The 23,137-nt window shown below is 74.7% G+C and carries 26 protein-coding genes; 8 read left to right on the forward strand and 18 right to left on the reverse strand.

The genetic code is table 11. The features are described from left to right. The first annotated feature begins 27 nt into the window (after positions 1-27). Positions 28-531 (forward strand): hypothetical protein, encoded by a 504-nt coding sequence (locus V6U88_RS03745; RefSeq protein ID WP_334449783.1) that lies wholly within the window; start codon positions 28-30, stop codon positions 529-531. A gap of 46 nt (positions 532-577) precedes the next feature. Continuing rightward, positions 578-2,851: an AAA family ATPase gene (locus V6U88_RS03750; RefSeq protein ID WP_334449784.1), complete on the forward strand. Its 2,274-nt coding sequence runs from the start codon at positions 578-580 to the stop codon at positions 2,849-2,851. 87 nt (positions 2,852-2,938) lie between these two features. Here the strand turns inward: V6U88_RS03750 and V6U88_RS03755 are convergent, their stop codons facing one another. From V6U88_RS03755 to V6U88_RS03830, 16 genes are all read right to left on the reverse strand, one after another. Then, positions 2,939-3,304, reverse strand: a complete 366-nt coding sequence (locus V6U88_RS03755; RefSeq protein ID WP_334449786.1) for a gas vesicle protein K — start codon at positions 3,302-3,304, stop codon at positions 2,939-2,941. Beyond that, positions 3,301-3,588 carry a gas vesicle protein gene (locus V6U88_RS03760; protein ID WP_334449787.1) on the reverse strand — a complete coding sequence of 96 codons (288 nt, stop codon included), beginning with the start codon at positions 3,586-3,588 and terminating at the stop codon, positions 3,301-3,303. Before V6U88_RS03760 ends, V6U88_RS03755 begins: the two co-directional genes overlap by 4 nt. Beyond that, positions 3,582-4,400 (reverse strand): GvpL/GvpF family gas vesicle protein, encoded by an 819-nt coding sequence (locus tag V6U88_RS03765; protein WP_334449788.1) that lies wholly within the window; start codon positions 4,398-4,400, stop codon positions 3,582-3,584. The genes V6U88_RS03760 and V6U88_RS03765 overlap by 7 nt, the downstream gene beginning before the upstream one ends. Next, the gene (gene gvpJ / locus V6U88_RS03770; RefSeq protein ID WP_154941509.1) at positions 4,384-4,752 is read right to left on the reverse strand and encodes a gas vesicle protein GvpJ; all 369 of its coding nucleotides are present in this window, start codon (positions 4,750-4,752) and stop codon (positions 4,384-4,386) included. The genes V6U88_RS03765 and gvpJ (V6U88_RS03770) overlap by 17 nt, the downstream gene beginning before the upstream one ends. A 1-nt stretch (position 4,753) precedes the next feature. Continuing rightward, positions 4,754-5,095 carry a gas vesicle protein GvpO gene (locus V6U88_RS03775; protein WP_334449791.1) on the reverse strand — a complete coding sequence of 114 codons (342 nt, stop codon included), beginning with the start codon at positions 5,093-5,095 and terminating at the stop codon, positions 4,754-4,756. A 5-nt stretch (positions 5,096-5,100) separates the two neighbouring features. Beyond that, positions 5,101-5,472 carry a gas vesicle protein GvpG gene (locus tag V6U88_RS03780; RefSeq protein WP_334449793.1) on the reverse strand — a complete coding sequence of 124 codons (372 nt, stop codon included), beginning with the start codon at positions 5,470-5,472 and terminating at the stop codon, positions 5,101-5,103. Between the two features lie 4 nt (positions 5,473-5,476). Continuing rightward, entirely contained in the window at positions 5,477-6,253 is a 777-nt protein-coding gene (locus V6U88_RS03785; RefSeq protein ID WP_334449794.1) for a GvpL/GvpF family gas vesicle protein, read from the reverse strand. Position 6,254: 1 nt separating this feature from the next. Then, positions 6,255-6,680, reverse strand: a complete 426-nt coding sequence (gene gvpJ, locus V6U88_RS03790; RefSeq protein WP_334449796.1) for a gas vesicle protein GvpJ — start codon at positions 6,678-6,680, stop codon at positions 6,255-6,257. Next, on the reverse strand, positions 6,677-7,876 hold the full coding sequence (locus tag V6U88_RS03795) for an SRPBCC family protein (protein ID WP_334449921.1): 1,200 nt from the start codon (positions 7,874-7,876) through the stop codon (positions 6,677-6,679). Before V6U88_RS03795 ends, gvpJ (V6U88_RS03790) begins: the two co-directional genes overlap by 4 nt. A gap of 2 nt (positions 7,877-7,878) precedes the next feature. Continuing rightward, positions 7,879-8,304 carry a hypothetical protein gene (locus V6U88_RS03800; protein ID WP_334449797.1) on the reverse strand — a complete coding sequence of 142 codons (426 nt, stop codon included), beginning with the start codon at positions 8,302-8,304 and terminating at the stop codon, positions 7,879-7,881. Positions 8,305-8,589: 285 nt separating this feature from the next. After that, a complete protein-coding gene (locus tag V6U88_RS03805; RefSeq protein ID WP_334449799.1) occupies positions 8,590-9,099 on the reverse strand; it encodes a GNAT family N-acetyltransferase in 510 nt (169 codons plus the stop codon). Between the two features lie 144 nt (positions 9,100-9,243). Further along, on the reverse strand, positions 9,244-10,140 hold the full coding sequence (locus tag V6U88_RS03810; protein ID WP_334449801.1) for a hypothetical protein: 897 nt from the start codon (positions 10,138-10,140) through the stop codon (positions 9,244-9,246). Between the two features lie 199 nt (positions 10,141-10,339). After that, positions 10,340-10,867 carry a DUF3263 domain-containing protein gene (locus V6U88_RS03815; RefSeq protein ID WP_334449803.1) on the reverse strand — a complete coding sequence of 176 codons (528 nt, stop codon included), beginning with the start codon at positions 10,865-10,867 and terminating at the stop codon, positions 10,340-10,342. A gap of 134 nt (positions 10,868-11,001) precedes the next feature. Then, positions 11,002-12,021 (reverse strand): ABC transporter permease subunit, encoded by a 1,020-nt coding sequence (locus tag V6U88_RS03820; RefSeq protein ID WP_334449804.1) that lies wholly within the window; start codon positions 12,019-12,021, stop codon positions 11,002-11,004. After that, a complete protein-coding gene (locus tag V6U88_RS03825; protein ID WP_334449805.1) occupies positions 12,018-13,028 on the reverse strand; it encodes an ATP-binding cassette domain-containing protein in 1,011 nt (336 codons plus the stop codon). The genes V6U88_RS03820 and V6U88_RS03825 overlap by 4 nt, the downstream gene beginning before the upstream one ends. Before the next feature lie 121 nt (positions 13,029-13,149). Then, the gene (locus tag V6U88_RS03830) at positions 13,150-13,935 is read right to left on the reverse strand and encodes a DeoR/GlpR family DNA-binding transcription regulator (protein WP_154941489.1); all 786 of its coding nucleotides are present in this window, start codon (positions 13,933-13,935) and stop codon (positions 13,150-13,152) included. A gap of 200 nt (positions 13,936-14,135) precedes the next feature. On the opposite strand from V6U88_RS03830, the gene V6U88_RS03835 reads away from it, so the two are divergent. The 3 genes from V6U88_RS03835 to nagA are packed head-to-tail and all read left to right on the forward strand — an operon-like array spanning position 14,136 to position 17,103. Then, complete coding sequence (locus V6U88_RS03835; protein WP_334449807.1) at positions 14,136-15,065, forward strand: SIS domain-containing protein; 930 nt, start codon at positions 14,136-14,138, stop codon at positions 15,063-15,065. After that, entirely contained in the window at positions 15,062-15,991 is a 930-nt protein-coding gene (locus V6U88_RS03840) for an ROK family protein (RefSeq protein WP_334449809.1), read from the forward strand. Before V6U88_RS03835 ends, V6U88_RS03840 begins: the two co-directional genes overlap by 4 nt. Positions 15,992-15,993: 2 nt before the next feature. Beyond that, positions 15,994-17,103, forward strand: a complete 1,110-nt coding sequence (nagA, locus tag V6U88_RS03845) for an N-acetylglucosamine-6-phosphate deacetylase (protein WP_334449810.1) — start codon at positions 15,994-15,996, stop codon at positions 17,101-17,103. 69 nt (positions 17,104-17,172) lie between these two features. Here the strand turns inward: nagA and V6U88_RS03850 are convergent, their stop codons facing one another. Further along, on the reverse strand, positions 17,173-18,384 hold the full coding sequence (locus V6U88_RS03850) for a DUF4032 domain-containing protein (RefSeq protein WP_334449811.1): 1,212 nt from the start codon (positions 18,382-18,384) through the stop codon (positions 17,173-17,175). 111 nt (positions 18,385-18,495) lie between these two features. Between V6U88_RS03850 and V6U88_RS03855 the strand changes: the two genes are divergently transcribed. After that, complete coding sequence (locus V6U88_RS03855; protein WP_334449812.1) at positions 18,496-19,263, forward strand: phosphatase PAP2 family protein; 768 nt, start codon at positions 18,496-18,498, stop codon at positions 19,261-19,263. A gap of 10 nt (positions 19,264-19,273) precedes the next feature. Beyond that, positions 19,274-20,509 (forward strand): APC family permease, encoded by a 1,236-nt coding sequence (locus tag V6U88_RS03860; RefSeq protein ID WP_334449814.1) that lies wholly within the window; start codon positions 19,274-19,276, stop codon positions 20,507-20,509. Positions 20,510-20,758: 249 nt separating this feature from the next. Here the strand turns inward: V6U88_RS03860 and V6U88_RS03865 are convergent, their stop codons facing one another. Next, entirely contained in the window at positions 20,759-22,540 is a 1,782-nt protein-coding gene (locus V6U88_RS03865; protein ID WP_334449816.1) for an NAD-binding protein, read from the reverse strand. Between the two features lie 87 nt (positions 22,541-22,627). On the opposite strand from V6U88_RS03865, the gene V6U88_RS03870 reads away from it, so the two are divergent. Beyond that, entirely contained in the window at positions 22,628-23,119 is a 492-nt protein-coding gene (locus V6U88_RS03870) for an MSMEG_6728 family protein (RefSeq protein ID WP_334449818.1), read from the forward strand. Positions 23,120-23,137 lie beyond the last annotated feature (18 nt).

Raw genomic sequence — 23,137 nt, forward strand, 5'->3', positions numbered from 1 at the left:
CCGTTCCATCAGGAGGAGGGGGACGTGATGAGAGGTGGCCTGGACGAGACGCTGGCCCGGATGGCCCGCCGGGAGGAGGCGCTGCGGCGCCGGGCGGGCGAGGAGGCCGGGACGTCGACCGTCGCCTTCGAGGCGACGGGCCGCACCGAGTGGTCGGACGACCCGGGGTGGGACGGGGCCGACCGGCCCGAGGTGGGTCCGCCCCAGCCGGTGCTGCCGGTCGCCGACGGGCGTGATCCGGTGGAGAAGGTGGCCGAGGCGGTCCGCCAGGTGGTGGCCGCGCATCCCGGGCTGTCGGTCGTGCTCCGGGTGGAGCACGAGGGCCGGACGTACCCCCTGCGGGTCGACTGGGCCGACACCGCGGTGGCGGTCGGCGCGGAGAACACCACCACGCCCCCGCCGGCCTGGCCGCGGCCGGTCAACACCGGGCCGGTGTGGCCGGCGGGCCGGGACGGGGCGGGTGCGGACCCGGCCGCCCGGCTGGCCGAGATGATCCGCCGGGACCCGTCGCTGCTGGCCGACGACCGGTGACCATGACGGCCCGGCGGGTCGGGTCGGGGGCCGCTACTGTCGGGCGATGGCCGAACCGGACCTGACCCTCACCGCGAGCCTGCGGCCCGCCGCGCTGGACGCCCGACGGGGCATCGTACGGCTGCACCCGGAGGTGCTGACCGCGCTGGCGCTGCGTCCGGGCGACCCGGTGCGGCTGGTCGGCCGACGGGTGACGGCCGGCATCGTGGCGCCCGCCGAGCCGACCGCGAGCGCCGCCCTGCTCTACGCCGACGACCTGGTGCTGGGCAACCTGGGGCTGCGCGACGGGGCGCGGGTGACGATCGGCCCGGCGCCGGTGGTGCCCGCCCGTCGGGTGACGCTGAGCGGCCCGGCGCCGGTGGTGGCCGCGGTGTCGCCGGAGATGCTGCGGCTGGCCCTGCTGGGCAAGATGGTCACCCCCGGCGACGACGTCTCCCTGCTGCCGCAGGACGTGCTGCCGGACGCCTCGGTGCGCAGCCTGGTCGAGGCCGCGCGGCGCAGCCTCGCCAACACCGTCGGGTACGCCTGGACGAGCACCCTGCTCTCCGTCGCCGACGCGGAGCCGGACGCGGGCGCACTGGTCACCATGGACACCGTGGTCGGCTGGGAGCACGGCCCGGCCACCCACGGCTCGCCCGGACCGGCCCGCCCCACGACCGCCCGCCTCGCGCCCGGCTCGGGGCCGGGCACCGGGGCCGCCGCCAACGGGTCCACCGGCGCGGGCGGGAGCGGGCTGGAGGTGGCGGCGGACGAGGCGCCGCACGTGGACGAGCTGCCCGGGCTCCGTACCCAGGCCGAGGAGCTGACGGAGCTGCTCGACCTCGGCTTCCACCACCGCGAGGTGCTGGGCCGGCTCGGCACCGCGGTCTCGCTCGGCGTGCTGCTCAGCGGACCCGCCGGCTCGGGCAAGTCGGCGCTGGTCCGGGCGGTCGCGGCCGCCGTCGGCGCGCGGGTGCGCCCGCTCTGGGCGCCCGAGCTGGCCGCGCTGAGCAACGACGCGGCGGCCCGGCGGCTACGCGAGGCCGCCACCGAGGTACGCGCCGGCGGACCGGCCGTGCTGCTGGTCACCGACGTGGAGGCGCTGGCCCCGGCCGACGAGCCCGGTCCGCTGGCCACCGTGTTCCGTCAGGTGCTCGCCGAGACCGTGCGCGCCGGGGCGGCGGTGGTCTGCACCACCTCCCGCTCCGAGTCGGTCGACCCGGCGCTGCGCGCCCCGGACCTGCTCTCCCTGCGGATCACCGTGCCGCTGCCCGACCCGGCACTGCGCCGCGAGCAGCTCACCGTGCTGACCCGGCAGGTGCCGCTGGCCGAGGACGTGCGGCTGGACGAGGTGGCCGGCCGTACCCCCGGTTTCGTCGCCGCCGACCTGGCCGCGCTGGTCCGCGAGGCCGGGGTGCGCGCGGCCCTGCGGCAGAAGGCCGCCGAGCGGCCGACGGTGGCGATGGCCGACTTCACCGCGGCGCTGGAGGTGGTCCGGCCGACCACGATGGCCGCGTCCACCCTGGAGCTGGCCTCGGTGACGCTGGACGACGTCGGCGACCTGGTCGAGGTGAAGCAGACCCTCACCGAGTCGGTGCTGTGGCCGCTGACCTACCCGGACACCTTCGCCCGGCTGGGCGTGCAACCGCCTCGGGGGGTGCTGCTCTACGGCCCGCCCGGGTGCGGCAAGACCTACCTGGTGACCGCGCTGGCCGGCTCGGGCCGGGCGAACGTGCTGTCGGTGAAGGGCGCGGAGCTGCTCTCCAAGTGGGTCGGGGAGAGCGAACGGGCCGTCCGGGAGCTGTTCCGCCGGGCCCGCGAGGCCGCGCCCACGCTGATCTTCCTGGACGAGGTGGACGCGCTGGCCCCGGTGCGCGGCCAGGCCAGCGACGGGGGTACGACCGACCGGGTGGTCGCCGCGCTGCTCACCGAGCTGGACGGGGTGGAGGCGCTGCGCAACGTGGTGGTGGTCGGCGCGACCAACCGACCGGACCTGATCGACCCGGCGCTGCTGCGCCCCGGCCGGCTGGAGCGGCTGGTCTACGTGCCGCCACCGGACGGTCCCGCCCGGGCGGAGATCCTGCGCGCCTCGTCCCGGACCGTGCCGCTCGCGCCGGACGTGGACCTCGCCGCGCTGGGCGGGGAACTGGACGGCTTCTCGGCGGCGGACTGCGCGGCGCTGATCCGGGAGGCCGCGCTGGCCGCGATGCGCGAGTCGCTGACCGCGTCCACGGTCACCGCCGCGCACGTGGCCACCGCCCGGCGGCGGGTCCGCCCGTCACTGGATCCGGCGCAGGTGGCCTGGCTGGCCGCGTACGCGGAGAAGCAGGGGGCACGGTGACGGCCGCGCTGGTCGTACCGCTGGTGCTGGCCCGGGCCGACGAGCAGTGGCCGCGCCTTCTCGGCTGAGCGGCCCGAGGCGCGCCGCTCAGTCGGTCGGCAGCAGCGGGCCCAGCGGGCCGAGGTCGAGGTTGAGGTCCTCGGGGGCGAGGCCGAAGTACTCGCGCAGCTGGATCATCTGCTCCTCCAGCGCCATCAGCGTGACGCCCACCCGCTCGATCTGCTCCTCGGTGAGGTCGCCGAGGTCGACCCGGCGCAGCGCCTGCCGTTCCATCAGCTGGCGCAGCAGCTCGATCACGGTGAGCACGAGACTGGCCAGCCCCCGCTCGACGGAGTCCCGGTCGACGGCGAGCCGCCGGTCCAGCGGCGTCACCCGGGGCGCCTGCCAGGTCGGCTCGCCGAGGGCCGCGGCCAGCTCGGCGGCCTCGTCCCGGCGCGGCGGCGGCCCGGTCACCACCCGACCTCCCCGGGCGGCACCACGACACCGGGCGGGACGAGGGCGTCGGGCGGCGCCTCCCCGAGAGGATCGGGCAGCTCGGGTGGGGTGAGCGCGCCGACCGACGCGACCAGGGCGCGCAGCGAGATGCGGACCAGGTCGATGTCGGCGATGGCCAGGGTGATGTCGCCGGAGATCACCACGCCGGTGGCGAGCACCCGGTCGAGCAGGTCGACCAGCGCCACCGGGCGGTAGGCCAGCGGATCGTCGGCGCTGCTGGGGGCGAGCGAGGTGGTCACCACGCCGCCTCCCGGACGGTGTGCGCGGGCTGCTCCGGACCGTCCGTCACGAAGGAGTACGGCGGCCACGGGCCGGTCAGCTCCAGCCGGATCTCCGGGTGCCGGTCGGCCAACTCCCGCACCAGCCCGGCGAAACCGTCGACCCCTGCGCCCTCCACCAGGTACGCGCCGTTGAGCACCATCGCGGTCGGGGCGCCGGAGAGCCGCCGGTCCTGCGGGGCGTGCCGGCGCGCGGCGACGGCGTACCCGGCGAGGGCGGCATGCACGGCCGCGGCGGCCTCGCCGGCGATCCGCTGCCCCTCGTCCCGGGCGGTCAGCTGGGCCCGGCGCCGCCGCAGGTACGCCGCCCCCGCCCCGCCCGCGCCGGTGGGCGCCTCGGTGCGGGGCAGGGCGCCCGGCACCACGTACCCCTTGACGCCCCACTCGCCGCGGCCGGTCAGCCGGTCCAGCGCGCCGGTCAGCTCGGCCTGCCGCTCGGCGAGCATGGCGGCGACCCGGTTCTCGTCGTGGTGCACGATGGCCAGCCGGGCCGGCACCACCGCGCCGGCCCGGCTGAGCGCGTCCACCACCGCGTGGTGCGCCCGCGCGGCGCGCTCCAGCCAGGCCAGGTCCTCCAGGTTGCGGCGCAGCGCCTCCTCGCCGTACTCGGTCAGCGGCGCGGGGCTGACCACCGCCGCCAGGCCGGCGGCCCGGACGGCCCGCACCGGCGCACCGTCCATGCCGGGGACCGCGACCAGGGCGGCCGGGTCCACGTCGCGGACCACGCCGTGCAGCCAGGCGCCGACCGTCACCGCCGGATCAAGTGCCGTACTCATTCCACCCCTCCCGTGCGGCTGCCCGCCGGGCCACCCGGGGGCGGCGTTCCGCCTCGACCTGCTCCGGGTCGCGGGGACCCGGCTCGACCGGTGGGCGGGCCTTCGAGCTGAGCCACGGATCGTGCTCCCACCAGTCGATGCCGATCTGCCGGGCGGTGTCGACCGAGGCGATGACCAGCCGCAGCTTCAACGTGAGCAGCTCGATGTCGAGCAGGCTGACCCGGATGTCGCCGGCGATCACGATGCCCCGGTCGAGCACCCGCTCGAGGATGTCGCCGAGGTTGGCCGGCTCGTGCCCGGCACCCATCACCTGGCCCGTGTTCTGCACCACCGCTGGCCGCGGACTGGTCATCTCAACCCCCGTCGCCCTTCCCTCGCTGGTAGCGGCGGGTCCGCTGGTAGCCCAGCAGGCCACCCGCCATGTCGAGTTCGACCTCGTAGAGGCCGAGCAGGTCGGTGGAGGCGGGAATGCGGTGGTCCTCCACCACCTCCACCCCCACCCGCCAGCCGTCGTCGGTGGCCTGGATCGAGGTGATGCCGAGCGGGTCCTTGCCGGTCAGGCCGACGACCTGGCGCAGCCCCTCGCGGGCCGCCTCGGCGGCCGAGACCGGCTCGTAGTCCTCGTCGTCGTACCGCTCCTCCGGCTCGTGCCGGCGCTCGCGGTCGCCGTCTCCCCGTAGGCGTCCTGGCGGCATCCCGCTCACCTCCCTCGCCGTCGTTCGGGGTCGTCCCGCCGGTCCGCCCGCCGTGGCCGGCCCGCCGCCCGCCGCCGGGCTGCGGGCCGCCGGTGCGGGCGGGCCGGCGTGGCGCCGGAGCCGGCACCACCACCGGCACCGGAACCACCACCGGCGGTACCGGTCAACCGGTCCAGGACCTGCTGCTGCCCCCGGTCCCGTTCCTCCGGGGTGATGTCGCCGGCCTCGGCCGCCCGGTCCAGCTCCTCCAGCTCGCGCCGGATGTTGGCCGGGTCGTACTGCCGCGCCTCGGCCTCCCGAGCGATCACCTTCACGACCGAGGTCAGCCCCCGCACCGGGGCGTACGGCAAGGTCAGCAGCGTCCAGAGGATGTCCATCGCCTCACTCCGCCAGCTGGTGCGCAGTGACGAAGTCGTACGGGGCGAGAGGCCCGAGCAGCCGCATCCGGATCAGGCCCCGGCGCTGCTCGGCGAACTCCTCCAGTACCCGGACGAACTCCTCCTCGTCCTCGGTGTCGACCAGGAAGGCGACGTTCATCGCGTCCAGTTCGTTGCTCGGCAGACGCGGCGCGTGCGACACCACGTACGGGGTGAGGGTGTCGATCAGCGTCCGGTTCTCCGCCTCCCGGCGCAGCTCCACTCCCTGGCTGATCATCTCGCCGAGCCGGATCCGCTCTTCCCGGCTCTCCGCCTCGGGCCGGCCGCGCACCTGGTCGGCGAGCGCGGCGGCGGAGCTGTTCTCGGCGAGGAAGTCGCTGATCACGGCCTCCTCGTCGAAGCGGCCGTGCACCGTGTACTGCAACCGGTCCTCGAACTCGTCGAGGGCGTTGGCGAACCGGTCGTGGTGGGCCGCCAGCAGGTCCTCGACCGCGTCCGACCCGGTCACCACCGTGCCGAACCGCACCGGCAGCACCGGCGCGACGGCCGCCGTCCCGTCCAGCAGCGTCTGGTACGCGGTCAGGTCGGCGGGGCGGCCCATCGGCTCCTCCAACCCGACCTCGCTGACCAGCGCGGCCAGCTCGCCGTGCCGGACCACGGTCACCTCGCCCGGCGGGTCGCCGACCCCTTCTGCGTCCGGGGTCGGCTCCACGTCGGACGGCACGATGCCGTAGATGAACAGCCCGGTCGCGCCGCCCGGCTGAGCTTGCTCGTCGGTCATCTCACCGCTCCTCGTCCCGGCGTCGGCGGGGCCGCTCCCGATCCCGGCCCCGGTCGCTGAGCGAGTCCGCCACCGCGCCGCTGATCTCCTGGGCCGCCTTGCCGAGGCCGGAGATGGCCCTGCCCTTGGTCGCCGCACCGGCCGCGTCCCCCACCAGGTCGGGCAGCCCCTTCTGGTTCTTCGGGGTGATGCTCAGCCGGTCGACCGCCTCGGCGAACCGCAGGTACGTCTCCACGCTGGCGATCACGATCCGAGCGTTGATCTCCAACAGCTGGATGCCGACCACGGCGACCGAGACCTGGGCGTCAATCACCACGCCCTTGTCCAGCACCGTCTCCACCACGTCGGCGAGGGTGCCCCCGGCACCACCGCCCGCGCCGCGTTCCAGGGCGCTACCGGCCTGTCCGCCGGTCGTCGCGATCGTCATTCGCCACGCTCCTCACGCCGGCGGCGGACCACCGGCCGACGCGGGGGCTCCGGAGCACGTCGGGTCACCGGGCGGGGGCGCTGCGGTTCCTCGCGGGGCTCCCGCTCCGGGCGCGGCTGCGGGCGGCGGGCCCGCTCCGGTTGGCGTCGACGCGGCGGAGGCTTCTCCTCCTCAATTTCCTCCTCGCCGTACCCCTCGTCGTAGTCCTCGCCCTCGTCGTACGCGTCGTACTCGTCCTCCTCCGGGGGCCGACGGCGCTGCGTCGGTCGACGGCGGCCACGCTCGGCGGGCCGGCGCTCCTCCTCCGGCTCCTCCTCGGGCTCCTCGGCCCGGCCCCGCTCCTGCTCCTCGCGGGCCTCCTGCTCCTCGCGGAGCGCGGTCTCGTGGTCCTTGACCACCCGGGAGTCCTCGATCTCGCCCCGCCAGCCCTCGACGGAGTCCGGGTCGAGCACGGTGGTGGTCATCACGTGCCGGACGAAGTGCTTCAGCTCCAGCCGGACCCGTCGGCCCTGGGCTCGCCAGAGGTTGCCGGTGTGCTCGAAGAGCCCCTGCGGGTGGTACTCCAGGACGACCAGGATGCGGGTCAGGTCCGGGGTCAGCTCGTGGAAGCTGACGGTGCCGTCCACCGAACCCTTCTGGCCCTTGGACCGCCAGTGGATGAGCCGGTCCGGGATCTGCCGGACGATGGTCGACTCCCAGCTCCGGTGCGACCAGAAGACCTGCGCCTTCCAGGTCATCTTCTCGTCGGAGTCGTTCTGGGCCTGCTCGACCTTCTTCATGAAGCTCGGAAAGTCGCCGAACTGGGTCCACTGGTTGTAGGCGGCCCGGACCGGCACGCCGACCTCGATCGCCTCGACGATGTTGGTGACCTTGAGCTTCTTGCCGCCCTTGCCGCCCTTGCCGCCGCCGCCGAACGCCGACATCAGCTTCTCCTTACCGCCGGCCAGGCCGGCCTGGAACATGGCCCGGACGGGGGACTTGCCCTCGGCGAGCTTCTGCGCACCGGTCGCGGCGGCGACCAGGCCGGGGCCGCCGCCGGCCTTCGCGTACTCGCTGAGTCGGCCGGTGGCGCCGGTGATCCGCTCGCTGACCACCGCGGCGGCCCGCTCGCCGATCGCGGACGCCAGGTCCCGCAGGTCGGCGCCGAGCTGCTCCTTCGCCCGGCCGGCCAGGGCACCGGGATCGCTCGTCGGCATGCTCACCGCCCCCGCTCCGCCGTCGCCGGGTCCGCGCCCCGGTCGCCCGGCTGCGGCTGGTCGTCCAGCTCCTGCTCCTCGTCGGGCGCGGAGCGCTGCCCGTCGTCGCCACCCCCGCCCGACCGGCGGCGCAGCGCGTCCGCGCTGCCGCGCAGCTTGCCGCTGATGGCGTCGATGCCGCTGCCGGCGGCGGCGGTCGCGGCGGCCTTGCCGGCGGAGGCGAGCGGGCCGCCCAACTTCCCCAGGCCCGACAGATGGGGGGACGAGGTCAACAGGTCGCCGCCGCGCTTGAGCAGCTGACCGGGATCACGACTGGCCCGCCCGGCGGCGACGGCGGCGGCCAGGGTGAGGGCGGTACGCAGCTTCTTCCGTCGCCCGAGGACATATCCGAAGCCGACCGCGAGGCCGACCCGCATTCCGCTCTTCATCGGTTCTCCTTCACTCCCCGGTGGTCGGCGACCCGATCACCGGAGGCCGGAACCAGCAACCGGGGAATTGCGCACGGCGGGCCTGCGATCGGGGCGTCCCGTTTTGGCGGACCCGGGCGGCAGTACCCGGGGGCACCTGCGCAAAACATTTCCCCGCAGTTTCCGGGGCCCATTGCTGCATTCTTGGGGAAGGCAATACCGAGCGACGATCAAAGCCGCAAAAGGGACAGGTGCAGCGCGTCGGCCAGCAACGGCACGCCGAGGGTCAAACCTCGCAGAGAATTGTCAGAGCGCCGGAGGGATGGCGTCGAGGCAGATTTCGGCGTGCACCTTGTCGCCATTCTCGCGCAGTTTGGCGCCGCATTTCTTCAGCACCTGCACGGCCCCGATGTTGTCCCGGGTGGTCTCCGCGACCACGGCGCGCATCCCGGCTGCGGCGGCCTCGTTGAGCAACTCGCGCAGGGCCCCGACGCCGAGGCCCTGCCCCCGCGCCGAGCGCCCGAGCCACATCCCGGTCTCCACCAGGCCGGGCTCCTCGCAGCGGCTCATCCGCACCATGCCGACCACCTCGCCACCGGCGACGATCGCGTACATGCGGGTGCGGGTGGGGCCGTCCAGGCCGGCGAAGCTGGCCCGGTGGAACTCGCGGAACGCCTCCCGACGGGCGAGTGACCAGCCGACGGGCGCCTCGACCGGGGGCATCACGTCACCCGGTTCCGCCTCGGCCACCGCTACGGAGAGCAACGGCTCCAGATTCCGCTCGTCCACCGGTTCCAGTCGTACCGCACCCGTCACAGTGCCGCAGTCTGCCGGTACCGCCGCCGGTCGTCCAGCCCTTCGGGCCGCGATTGGCCCTCCGGCCGCAGGTACCGGCCGGTCGTCCCATCGGGGTGTTCCGCGTCACGCTCCGCTGTCGACGGCCCGTCGAGCCCGGGCCGGTCAGGCCGAGTACGGGAATTCGCAGAGCACCGCCGAGGCGTCGTCGGCGCGCTTGTGCCGCCGCAGCCGCTCGGGATGGTCGCGCTCGGCGGCGCGTACCTGCTCGATCAGCGCCCCCGGCCCCTGCGCGGTCACCAGGTCGAGCAGCCCGGCCCAGTCGAGCAGGCCGAACTCCTCGACGGCGCAGGACGCCCCGTCGGAGAGCAGCACCGCCCGGCGGACCGCGTCCGGTCCCCGCAGCGGCCGGGTGCCGGTGACCGCGTGGAACGCGGCGTCCGGGTCCGCCGCGGCCACCCAGTAGCCGTGGGTGCGGTTCATCCGCTCCCGCTGCACCTGCACCGCCTGCCGGAACCGGGTCTGCGCGTCGGCCTCCCCCGGCAGTCCCGCCGCGATCCGGCGCAGGTCGGCCAGCGCGCCGTCCAGCCGGTCGTCGGAGACCACCTCGACCCGGCCGCCGACGTCGAGGACCAGTGGGCTGTCGCAGAGCACCAGGTAGTCGATCTCGTCGCCACCCTCCCGGAGCAGGCAGACCGTCGCCGACGGGGTGCCGGGGTGGCCCAGGTCGCAGGCGTCGCCGTGGTCGGCGCGCACCGCCAGCAGCGCCGCGGCGAGGCTGCTCACCAGGGTCGCCGTCGGCCGGGCGGCGACGGCCAGCCCGATCCGGGCGGCCAGGTGGCGGACGAACCACGCCGGCCCGTGCACGCACCCCGTGTCGAACCCCTCCGGCACGGTGGCCCCGTCGAGCACGCCCACCAGCGGGCCGAACCGGAAGACCACGTCCTCGTTCTCGGGGCGGCCGGGGGCGGCCACCGAGGCGGAGCGGACCCGCATCGCGTACGCCTCGCCGACGGTCCGCACCGTGTGCCCCGCCGGGTGTCGCGCCTCCGGTCCCACCATCGACCCGCTCCCCTCGCCGTTGTCCCCGCGGTCCGGCTACCCGGCCCGGCCGGCACCATGCCCGTCCCCGCGACCGCCGCAGATCGGACGAACCGGCCGCTGGGCGCAAATCACCGACGGTAGCGTCAGCAGAATCCGCGCTATCCGGGAATGGGCCCCGACCCTCTTCGCCGTGGGCAACGGCCGGTAGGAAAAGTCGTCAGCGCCGGCGGTTGCGGGCTCGCGAGGAGCGCAGCCGGCGCAGCCGCCCGATCAGCACCGGCTCGGCGGCCAGCGCGGCGGGCCGGTCCAGCAGGGCGTTGAGCAGCTGGTAGTAGCGGGTGGCGGAGAGGCCGAAGGTGTCCCGGATGGCCTGCTCCTTGGCCCCGGCGTGCTTCCACCACTGCTGCTCGAAGGCGAGGATCCGCTCTTCCCGCTCGGTCAGGGTGTCCGGCGCGCTCCGGTCAGCCGGTCCGCGCTGCGCCGGCACCGCCTCGCCCGAGATGCCCGCCGGCGACCCGTCAGACCCGGACGCAGCACCCGCCACGTCAGCGGGGACAGCCGGGTGGTCGGAGACGGCCGGGTCGGCGGGGACGCCGGCAGCGGCCGGGTCGGCGGACTCCGGGGCGTCCTCGGTCGGTGGGGCGCTGCGCGGCGGTGGGACGACGGGCCCGGTCCGCTCCTCGGTGACGGCCCGCCCGGACGGCTCCGGCCGGTCGGTGGCGGCCGGGGACGCGTCGGCGGGCATGCTCGCTCCTCACGCAGCGCGGGCGGCCGGCGGCTGCGCGGCCGACCGGGGGGACCCCCAGCGTAACCAGGGCCGCCGCCCGTCGCACCCGACGCCGCCGGGCCCCGCGCGGTGGCGCGGGACCCGGCCGACGGTCAGGCGATGTCGCGCCGCCGCATCGTCCAGAGGGCCGCGCCGAGCAGCACGACCAGCGCGCCGATCAGCAGGGTGGACGAGTGCTGCCAGGTGATTTCGAGGATCTCCGGCTTGCACTCCCCGGAGTACGAGACGTTGTTGCAGGAGTCGTAGTTCTCCAGGGTCACCTTCTTCTGCATCCAGGCCAGCGCGTAGGTGGGCAGCAGCCACGCCTCCACGAACTTGACGCTCGCCAGGCTGAGCAGGATGCCGACGCCGAACTGGCCCACCACGACGAGCGCGATCGCGCCGCCGAGCGCCATCGCGGTGTGCCGGCCCAGCGAGGCCAGCGCGAAGCCGAGCGTCGCGGCGGTCAGCACCAGCAGCAGGCCGCGCAGCCCGGTGAGGGCGAAGGACTGCCAGGCCCCGGACGTCGTCTTCGCGGTGGTGCCGCGGAAGGTGCCGACCAGCCAGAACCCGACGGTCCAGACCACCGCCGAGGTCAGGGCCAGGGTGAGCAGGCCGGTCAGCAGCGCCGCCAGCTTGGTCAGCAGTACGGTGAGCCGCTTCGGCCGCCAGAGCAGCAGGTTCATCATCCCGCCGGTGCTCCACTCGGCCCCGACGAAGGAGGCGCCGACGACGAACCCGACCAGCGCCAGGATCGCGGTGAACGGGACCAGCGTGTCGTCGAAGGCCTCGCGGAAGTCGAAGGTGGACGGCAGGAACCACTGCGCCTGGAACGCGTCCCGCGGCGGCGGGGTGATCATCTGGCAGTCCGGCGGGAACCGGCCGTCGTTCGCCGTGCCGGCCGCCTGGGCCTGTACGCAGGCCGTCCGCTCCTGCTCGGCCCAGCGGACCTGCTCCTGGTACTGCTGCTCGGCCTGGCGCTCGGCCCGGGCCTGTTCCGCAGGGCCGATCTTGTGGTTGGTCAGGAAGACGCCGACGAGCACCGCCAGCAGCACCAGCACCCCGGCCAGGGTCATCCAGCGGGTGAAGCGCCGCTTGGTCAGCCGACGCAGCTCCGTACGGTAGAGACTCATGCTCCCCAACCTCCTCCGGCGGCGCCGGCCTGCTCCGGCCCACCGACCTTCGTGGACTGGTCCACCTGGCGGTGCTGACCGGGCACCGGCGCGGTGGCGGTCAGTTCCAGGAAGACGCTCTCCAGGTCCACCGCCACCGGGGCCAGTTCGCTGACGTACAGGTGCTGCTCGGCGAGGAGCCGACTGACCGAGGCCGGCTTGTCCACTCCGGCCAGCATCAGGTGGTCGGGATGCCGGGTCACCGACACGCCGGAGCGGTCGAGCAGGTCGGCGGCGGCGGCGAGGTCCTCGGCCGCCTCCAGCCGGACCCGGACCCCGCCGTGCGAGTGGGCGGCGAGCACCTGGTCGACCGGACCGAAGGCGACCCGCCGGCCCAGCGAGATGATGGTGACCGAGTCGCAGATGAGCTGGATCTCGCCGAGGATGTGGCTGGAGAGCACCACGGTCATCCCGGATTCGGCGAGGGTGCGCATCAGGGTGCGCATCTCCCGGATGCCGCCGGGGTCGAGGCCGTTGGCCGGCTCGTCGAGGATCAGCAGCTTCGGGTTCTTGAGCAGGGCCGAGGCGACCGCGAGCCGCTGCTTCATGCCGAGCGAGTACGTCTTGACCCGCTCACCGGCCCGGTCGCGCAGGCCGACCAGCTCCAGCACCTCGTCGACCCGGTTGACCGGCACCTCACCGGCGCCGGCGAGCAGCGACAGGGTGTCCCGCGCGGAGAAGTGCGGGAAGAACTGCGGGCTCTCCACGATCGCGCCGACCTGACCGGCCACCGTGGGCAGCGCCGCGGGCACCTCGCGCCCGAGGATGGTCATCCGGCCGCCGTCGGGCCGGATGAGGCCGAGCAGGGTCCGCAGTGTGGTGGTCTTGCCCGACCCGTTGGGGCCGAGGAAGCCGTGCACCTGGCCCGCCTCGACCCGCATGTCGAAGCCGTCCAGCGCGTTGCGGGTGCCCCGCCGGCGGCTCTTGTACGTCTTACGTAGACCTTCGATCTCCAGGACAGCCGACAAGCTGCGCCTCCCCCGATGGTTGGCTTATGACAGCGGTCACCATACTCGGTATGCTCCGGAGGGCAATACCCGGTATGCATCGGGGCGTCGAGTCGCTACCGACCGTGTATCAACGAGACACTCAGGCGCAGATGACGTTGACCCCGGCGGCGCGGAACGCCTCCACCACGTCGACCGACGCGCCCGAGTCGGTCACCAGGGTCTCCACCCGGTCCACCGGGCAGATCCGCGCGAAGGCGTGCCCGCCCAGCTTGGACGAGTCCGCGATGATCACCACGCGCTTGGCGCGGGCCACCATCAGGTTGTTCATCGCCGCCTCCCCCTCGTGGTGGGCGGCGGCGCCGAGCTGCGGGTCGACGGCGTCCACGCCGAGCAGGGCGACGTCCAGGGTGACCTCGCGCAGCAGCGCCCCGCCCAGCGGGCCGACCAGCTCGAACGACTTCGGGCGCACCACCCCGCCGGCGACGACCACCTTCATCCGGGAGCGCACCAGCAGCTCGTTGGCGATGTTCAGGGCGTTGGTGACCACGGTCAGCTGAGCGCCCTCGGCGCTGGTGTTCAGGTCCGGGCGGACAGCCAGGGCACGGGCGACCTCGGTGCTGGTGGTGCCGCCGTTGAGGCCGACCACGGTGCCCGGGGAGACCAGGGCGGCGGCGGCCGCGCCGATCCGCTGCTTCTCGGCGGAGTGCTTCGCGGTCTTGTAGCGCAGCGGCAGGTCGTACGAGACGCCGTTGGCGACCGCGCCACCCCGGGTCCGCGTGATCATCTGCTGCTGGGCGAGCTGGTCGAAGTCACGCCGGATGGTGGCCTGCGAGACGTCCAGCCGCTCGGCCGCCTCCTCGACGCTGACCCGGCCACTGTCGGTCAGCATCTCGAGCAGAGCGTTCCATCTGGCGTACCGGTCCACCGCGGGGGCCTCCGTTGACTCTGCACGAACGGTGATTGATTGCGTGCACAGTAGTGCGCGAAACTACGAGGGCGCAAAACCATCAGCTGCGCGATCTGGGAGCTGGTTGCCACGGCCACCCGGATTCGCGCAGAATAACGCGCGAAAGACGGCTTTAATGAGCCGTATTGCGCACCGCCGCCCTGTGCGAGGAGTTTCCCATGGCGTACGTCGACGCGGAGATCGCTAGCCAGCCCGACTGCTGGCGGGAGGCGGCACAGCTCGCCGGTACCGTCACCGCCGATCTTCCCCGCCCCGGTGAGCGGGTCGCCGTCGTCGGCTGCGGCACGTCCTGGTTCATGGCGTCGGCGTACGCCGGGCTGCGCGAGCGCGCCGGTCACGGCGAGACCGACGCCTTCCAGGCCAGCGAGTTCCCCAGCGGCCGCCGCTACGACCGGCTGATCGCGATCACCCGCTCCGGCACCACCACCGAGGTGCTCGACCTGCTCACCGCGCTGCGCGGGCGGACCCCCAGCACGGTCCTCGTCGGCGACCCCGCCTCGCCCGCCACCGGGCTGGCCGACGCGGCGGTGACCATGCCCTTCGCCGACGAGCGGTCGGTGGTGCAGACCCGCTTCGCGACCACCGCCCTGGCGCTGCTCCGCGCCCACCTCGGTGACAACGTCGAGGCGCTCGCCGCCGACGCCGAGGTCACCGTCCGGGCCCCGCTGCCGATCGACCCGGCCCGCATCGAGCAGGCCACCTTCCTCGGCCGGGGCTGGACGGTCGGGCTGGCCCAGGAGGCCGCGCTCAAGTGCCGGGAGGCGGCCACCTTCTGGGCCGAGGCGTACCCGGCCATGGACTACCGGCACGGCCCGATCTCGATCGCCGCGCCCGGCCGGTTGGTCTGGGTGTTCGGTGAGCTGCCCGACGGGCTGCCCGAGGACGTGGCGGCCACCGGCGCGGCGTTCGTGCACAGCCGCCACCACGGCTGCCGCACGGTGCTGGGCAGCTGGGCGGCGGGGCGTACCCCGGTCGACCCGATGGCCGACCTGATCCTGGCCCAGCGCTTCGCGGTCGCCCTGGCCACCAGCCGCGGCCTCGACCCGGACGCGCCCCGGCACCTGAGCCGTTCCGTGGTCCTCGCGTGACCGACGCCCCCCACGGTGCCCCGGTCGTCGTCGCGCTGGACGTCGGCGGCACCGGGATGAAGTGCGCGCTGGTCCGCCCCGACGGCGCCGTGGTGCACGCCGAACGGCACCCCACCGGCGCCGAGCGCGGCCCCGCCGCCGTGGTCGACACCATCCTCGACGTGGCCGAGGGGCTGGCCGGCAAGGCGCGCGCCGACGGTCTCACCCCGGTCGCCTGCGGCATCGGCGTGCCGGGACTGGTGGACGAGGCCGCCGGGGTGGCGGTCTGGTCGTCGAACATCGGCTTCCGGGACGTACCGCTGCGGGAGCTGGCCGCCACGCGGCTCGGACTGCCCACGGCGCTCGGCCACGACGTGCGCGTCGGCGGCCTGGCCGAGAGCCGGCTCGGCGCCGGGCGCGGGGTGGGGCACGTCCTCTTCGTCGCCGTGGGCACCGGCATCGCCGCCGCCCACGTGGTCGGCGGGTCGGCCGCCGCCGGCGCGCACGGCGCCGCCGGCGAGCTGGGCCACATCCAGGTACGCCCCGACGGCCCGCGCTGCGGCTGCGGGCGGCCCGGCTGCCTGGAGGCGGTCGCCTCGGCTTCGGCGGTCGGCCGCCGGTACACCGAGCTGGCCGGCGTCGCGCTGACCGCCGCCGAGGTGGCCGAGCGGGCGGCGGCCGGGGAGGAGCTGGCCGGTCGGGTCTGGCGGGAGGCCGTCGAGGCGCTCGCCGACGGGCTCGTCACCGCCCAGGCGCTCTACGACGTGGAGACCATGGTGATCGGCGGCGGACTGGCCCGGGCCGGGGCGCGCCTGTTCGACCCGCTGCGGGCGGCGCTGCGGGAACGGATCACCTTCCACCGGGAGCCGCGCCTGGTCGCGGCGGCCCTCGGCGACGAGGCCGGCTGCCTCGGCGCCGCCCTGCTCGCCCTCGACAGACTGGAGTAGTAATGGCCCTGCGGGTGAACGGCAAGGTGGTGACCCCGACCGGTGTGATCCGGCAGGGGTGCGTGGAGATCAACGGCGACCGGATCACCGCGGTCGCCGAGTACCCGGCGAAGCGGGACGGGCACTGGATCGTGCCCGGCTTCGTGGACATGCACACCCACGGCGGCGGCGGGCACACCTTCACCACCGGCGACGCCGACGCGGCCCGGGCGGCGGCCGCCTTCCACCTGGGGCACGGCACCACCACGCTGCTCGCCAGCCTGGTCAGCTCCCCGTTCGAGCTGATGCGGGACGCCACCGCCGCGTTCGCCCCGCTGGTGGGCGAGGGGGTACTGGCCGGCGTGCACTTCGAGGGGCCGTACCTGTCGACGGCGCGCTGCGGGGCGCAGAACCCGGAGTACCTGCGCGATCCCTCCACCGACGAACTGGCCGAGCTGATCGAGCTGGGCGCGGGCGCGGTGCGGATGGTGACCCTGGCCCCGGAGCGGGCCGGCGCGCTGGACGCGATCAAGCTGCTCACCTCGCACGGCGTGGTCGCCGCGGTGGGCCACACCGACGCCACGTACGACGAGACCCGCGCCGCCGTGGGGGCGGGCGCGAGCGTCGCCACCCACCTGTTCAACGGCATGCGGCCGCTGCACCACCGCGAGCCCGGCCCGATCGTCGCGCTGCTGGACGCCCCGAACGTGGTGTGCGAGCTGGTCGCCGACGGCGTGCACCTGCACGACGGCATGCTCACCTTCGCCACCTCGACCGCCGGCCCGGAGCGGGCCGCGCTGATCACCGACGCGATGGCCGCGGCCGGAATGCCCGACGGCGACTACGAGCTGGGCGGCCAGGCGGTCACCGTGGCCGACGGCGTGGCCCGGCTGGCCCGCGACGGCTCGATCGCCGGCAGCACCCTCACCATGGACGCCGCGCTTCGGCACGCGGTGGCCGCCGGCATCCCGATCACCGACGCGGTCCGCATGGTCGCCACCACCCCCGCCCGGGCGATCGGCCTCGGCGACCGGCTCGGCGCGCTCCAGGTGGGGCTCCGCGCCGACCTCGTGGTGCTCGACGACGAGCTGAACGTGGTCCGGGTGATGCGCGAGGGCTCCTGGCTGGACTGACCGCTTCGGTGTTCCGGCCCCCGGGGTTGACGGCTGATCCCGGGGCCGGAGCCGCCTGATGGTCGGTGGTCAGCCGGACGTGGTCATTTCGACGCCCAGCACGGCTTGCTCGTCCGGGCGGTGCACCAGCACGTCGGCCAGGTACGACTGCACCGCCGGGCCCATGCCGACGTCCCGGCCGGCCTGCTCGGAGAGCAGCCACTTGTGCTCGATGATCTGCGCGAAGAGCTCCTGCGGCTCCAGCTTGCGGCGCAGGCCCGCCGGCACCGCCCGGACCACCGGCTCGAAGACCTCGGTCAGCCAGCGGTGGGCCGCCTGCTGCTCGTCGGTCAGGTCGCTCTCCACCCGGTACGCGTCCAGGTCGTTGAGCAGCCGGCGAGCCTGGTTTTCCTCGGCGTCCAGGCCGGTCAGCCGGAGCAGTCGCCGGGTGTGGTAGCCGGCGTCGACCACCTTCGGGCGGACCAGGTACCGCCCGTTGTCGACGGTGGACATGGCCACCTCGGCCACGTCGAAGCCCAACTCGTTGAGGCGGCGGATCCGCCCCTCGATGTCGTGCCGGGCCTCCCGCTCGACCTGCTGCTCGTAGGTGATCTCGTGCCAGAGCCGCTCGTAGCGCTGCACGACCTCCTCGCAGACCACCTCCGGGTCGATCGACTCGTGCAGCAGCCCGGCGGCCTGGAGGTCCAGCGCCTCGCCGAAGATGTTCACCCGGGCGATCTCCAGGTCCTCGCCGCGTTGGCCGTTGGAGAGGGAGCTGTGCAAGGCACCGGTTTCGGCGTCGACCAGGTAGGCGGCGAACGCCCCGGCATCCCGGCGGAACAGCGTGTTCGACAGCGAGCAGTCGCCCCAGAAGAAGCCGGTCAGGTGCATCCGGACGATCAGGGCGGCGAGCGCGTCGAGCAGCCGGCTCATGGTCTCCGGGCGCAGGGTGTGCGAGAAGAGCGCCCGATAGGGCAGCGAGAACTGCAGGTGCCGGGTGATCAGCACCGACTCGAGGGGTTCCCCGTCCTCGGTCTGCCGGTCGGCGACGATCGCCACCGCCTCGACCGACGGGAAGTCGATCCGCTCCAGGGCCCGGAGCAGGTCGTACTCCCGTTCGGCGATCCGCTCGCGAGTCTCCTTGAACGCGTACACGTAGTCACCGAGCCGGACGAACCGGACGATGTGCCGGGAGATGCCCTGGGGCAGCGCCACCAGGTGCTTGGCAGGCCACTGCTCCAGCGGGGTCGACCAGGGGAGGTCGAGCAGCGCCGGGTCGACGAGGGCCGAGGTGATCCGCACGGGGACAAGTGTGAAGGGTGCGCCCCGTCGAACGCTTCCCTTCGTGGCTCGGCACACAGCCGCCGCGGCCCGCGCCGGTCGGCCGCCGCCCGCGGCCGGTAGCGTGATCGCGTGCGGGAGACCACGACGGTACGCGGCGCGGCCCGACCCCGGCGGCTCCGTCCCGCCGGCTGGTGGTGGGACGCCCTGCTGCTGGCCGCGCTGGTCGGGCTGACCGTGGCGCTCGCCACCGACCACCTCTTCGGCGTCGACCGGGCGGTCGCCGACTGGGCCGAGGACCACCGGCCGGCGGCGGCGTACTGGGTGGCCCGGGTGTTCAACTTCCTCGGCCAGGGCACCCCGCTGACGCTGCTCGCCGCCGGGCTGGGCGTGCTGCTGGCGGTCCGGCTGCGTTCGATCCGCCCGGTGCTGCCCCCGGTCACGGCCTTCGCGCTGACCTACCTGACCATCGGGCCGCTCAAGGTCTGGACCGCCCGCCCCGCGCCCAGCGCCAGCGTCAAGGAGCCGTTCCTGCCGCCCGAGCAGACCCTGCCGCTCTTCCAGCACGAGCTGCCGGTGAGCTACGCGCAGTCCTACCCGTCGGGCCACGTCGCGAACGCGATCGTCTGGTACGGCGTGCTGGCGCTGCTGATCGCGCCGCTGCTGCGCAGCTTCGGTCGGGAGCTGCCGGCCTGGCTGCTCACCGTCGTCCGGCTGGTGCCGCCGCTGGTGGTGCTGACCACCACCACCTACCTGGGCTGGCACTGGCTGACCGACTCGGTGGCCGGGCTGCTGCTCGGGCTGCTGCTGGACCGGCTGCTGCACCGGGTGCCCTGGGACGACCTGCCGCTGCCCGGCCGGTTGCGCGCCTGGGACCGTCCGTTCACCTCGGTCACCTAGCCTGCCGACCGTGGAACGACTGAGGCGCCGGCTGGGCGTACCCGACGCGGTGGTGATCGGGCTGGGGTCGATGCTCGGCGCGGGCGTCTTCGTGGTCTTCGCCCCGGCCGCCGCCGCGGCCGGCGGGGCCGGGCTGCTGGTCGCGCTGGCGCTGGCCGGCTTCATCGCCTTCTGCAACGCCACCAGCTCGGCCCGGCTGGCCGCGCGCTACCCCGAGTCGGGCGGCACCTACGTCTACGGGCGGGAGCGGCTGAACCCGTTCGCCGGTTTCCTGGCCGGCTGGGGGTTCGTGGTCGGCAAGACGGCGAGCTGCGCGGCGATGGCGCTGACCATCGGGGCGTACCTCTGGCCCGGGCAGGCCCGGCTCGTCGCCGTCGCGGCCGTGCTCGCGGTGACCGCGGTCAACCTGCGCGGCATCGGCAAGACCGCCGCCGCGACGAAGGTCCTGGTGGTCGTGGTGCTGGCCGTGCTGGCCCTGGTCGCGATCGCCGGGGTGGCGGCCGGCGACGTGCGGCTCGACCGGCTCACCGAGTCCGGCGGCTCGGCCCGGGGCGTGCTCACCGCGGCCGGGCTGCTCTTCTTCGCCTTCGCCGGGTACGCCCGGATCGCCACCCTCGGCGAGGAGGTGCGCGATCCGGAGCGGACCATCCCCCGGGCGGTGCCGCTGGCCCTCGGCGTGGTGCTGGCGGTCTACCTGCTCCTCGCCGTGGTCACGGTCGGCGCGCTCGGGGCCGACCGGCTGGCCGGCTCCGCCGCGCCCCTGGTCGACGTGGTGACCGCCGCCGGGCTGCCCGGCCTGGCCTGGGTGGTCCGGACCGGGGCGACCGTCGCGGTGACCGGGGTGCTGCTCTCCCTGCTCGCCGGGGTCGCCCGGACCCTGCTGGCGATGGCCCGCCGCCACGACCTGCCCGGCGCGCTGGCCGCGGTGCACCCGGTCCACCAGGTGCCGCACCGGGCCGAGCTGGCGGTGGCCGCCGTGGTGATCGCGGTGGTGGCGATCGGTGACGTACGCGGGGCGATCGGCTTCTCCAGCTGCACGGTGCTGGTCTACTACGCGATCACCAACGCGTCGGCGCTCACGCTCGGCCGAGACCCGGCCCGGAAGCTGCCGGTACGGGCGCTGGCCGGGGTGGGGCTGGTCGGCTGCCTGCTGCTCGCGGTCAACCTGCCGCCGGCCAGCGTGCTCGCCGGCTTCGGCGTGCTGGCCCTCGGCGCCGCCTGGTACGCCCTCCGCCCCAAACCCTGACCCCACGCCCCGTCCCGCCCCGGCGACCGGCGACCGGCGACCGGCGACCGGGCAAGATCCATGCGCTTTGCGGCGTGTCGGGGTGTCCGGGCTGCGGGACACCCCGACGCCGCAAACGGAGTCGATCTTCCCACCGGCGCGGTCCGACCGGCTGCCAGCCGCGGAGCGATCAACCGACCGGCGAGGGACGGCCGGCCGCCGGCCGAAGTGCCCGCTCAACCGACCGGCGCGGCCCGACCGGTCGCCGGGTCATTCCTCCGGTTCGCGGGGCGCGGGCGGACCGGCCGGCGCGGCGGGCAGCGGGGTGCTCTCGCGCAGCAGCGCGCTCAGCCCGGCCCGCCGGGCCACCACGGTCAGCCGGTCCCCCGCGTTGATCACCATTCGGGGGTCGGCGGACCAGTCCGTGCGCTGCCCGACCCGGGTGTGCGCGAGCAGGCGTACCTCGCCGGGGCGGGCCACGGCGGCCAGTGGGCGGCCGTCCAGCGGCGCGCCCGCCACCACCGGCACCTCCACCACCAGCAGCGCGTGCCGGTCGACCGGGATGGTGGCGATCACCGCCCGGTCCAGCAGGGCGGCCGCGAACGCCGGCGCGGCCAGGTACGACACGCTGCGCGAGATGCCGATGCCGAACGCCTGCTGGATCCGCTCGGCGAAGTCGCCGTCGAAGAGCCGCAGCACCACCCGCAGTTCGGCGTTGAGCCCTCGGGCGTTGAGCGCGGCGCGCAGATTGGCCCCGTCATCGGTGGAGACGACCACCAGCGCCTGGCAGGTCTCCACGGAGGCGGAGCGCAGGGTCTCCTCCCGGGCCGCGTCCCCCACGATCAGCGGTACGCCCAGCCGGCGGGCCAGCGACGCGCCGCGCGCCTCGGCGGTCCGGTCGATCGCCACCACCTCCACGCCGAAGTCGCGCAGCTGGGCCATCACCCGGGTGCCGATGTTGCCCAACCCGACCACCACGACGTGCCCGGTGCGGTCCGGCTGGATCCGGCCGGCGTGCAGGGCGAGGCGGGCGTTGACGATGCCGTCGACCACCACGGCGGTGATCAGCGGGATCAGCGCCAGCCCGGCGAGGTTGAGCACCACCTGCATGATCTGCGCGGCGGCCGGCTTGGTGACGTCCGGGTCCTGGCCGCTGAGCGTGGTGACCAGCGTCAGGTAAAGCGCCTCGGCCCAGCTCACGTCCACCGCGCGGGAGTTGAGCCAGCCGAGCACCGCGATCACCGCCAGCAGCACGATCACCGCGATCCCGATCTTGCGGGTGGCGAAGCTGCGGACGGCCCGGAGCAGCACCGCGAGCGGCTGCCGGCGGCGGCGGGCCCGGACCAGCCGGCGGGCGGCCAGCTCGGTGCCGGCCGGCTGACCGGTCGCCTCGGCGAGCACCACGTCGGCGGTCGGCTCGTCGGCGGGCAGCACGCGGACCAGGGTCGGGTCGGTGGTGACGGCCAGGCCGCAGACGACGTCGCCGGGGCGGACGTCCTCGCGGCGGGCCACGTAGAGGGTGCGCCCGGCGTGCCGGAAGTGGGTGGGGGCGACCTCGCCGAGGGCGGCGGCCACGAACGCCGGTGCGGCGATCGAGGCGTCGGAGAGCACCGCCGAGTCGGGGAAGAGCTCGCGCAGGCCGTTGGCGAGGCTGGTGTTGAACATGCGCACCACGAGGCGCAGCCGGGGCTCCACCTCCTGCGCGCAGAGCGCGGCGTGCATGTTGCCCACGTCGTCCTGGTGCAGCAGGGCCAGCCCGTCCGCCCCGGCCAGACCGGCCCGGCGGAAGGTGGTCTCGTCGAGCCGGTCGGCCCGCACCACCTGAATGCCGTCGACGTCGCGGCCGTCCGGCCCGTCGGAGCGGCGGCGCTCGGGCACGACCAGGGTGATGCGGACCCGGCCCTGGGCCAGTTCGGTGGCGAGCAGCGCCTTGACCACCCAGTAGGCGAGCGGGTCGTTGCCGCAGACCACGTAGTGCGGCCGCGTGTCGCCGTTGGCCCGCAACCGCCAGCCGGTCGCGCGGCGCGCGCGATCGCGCAGGGGTTCCGCCATGACCGGATCGTAGTCAGCCGGTCGCACCGGGCGCAGCCCCGCTGATCATGGGCGCATGTCGGGGCGTACGACGGGTAGTGCAGCGGCATGCAGACGTTCCTCCCGTACCCGGACTTCCTGGCGAGCGCCCGGACGCTGGACCAGAAGCGGCTGGGCAAGCAGCGGGTGGAGACCATCCAGGTGCTGCGCGGGCTGACCCGCCCCGGCTACGGCTGGCGCAACCACCCGGCGGTGAAGATGTGGGCCGGGTACGAGGAGGCGCTCACCCGGTACGGGCTGGACATGTGCGCCGTCTGGTGCGAGCCGGGCCGGGCGGACACCTGCGCCGGCACCATGACCACCGACCTCGCCGCCGCCTGCGGGATCGAGCGGATCCGGACGCAGGCCGAGCTGGCCGAGGCCGGTGAGCTGCCACCCTGGCTGGGCCGGGAGGACCTGCACCTGAGCCACCGCTCGTCGCTGCTGCGCAAGGACCCGGAGCACTACCGCCCGCAGTTCGGCGACGTCCCGCCCGACCTGGAGTACGTCTGGCCCGCCTCGGACCGCGAACGACGCTGTCTGCTGCCGTCGGAGAGCTGACCGGGGCAGACTGGAAGC

The organism is Micromonospora sp. CPCC 205739, assembly GCF_036906795.1.
GTDB lineage: Bacteria > Actinomycetota > Actinomycetes > Mycobacteriales > Micromonosporaceae > Micromonospora.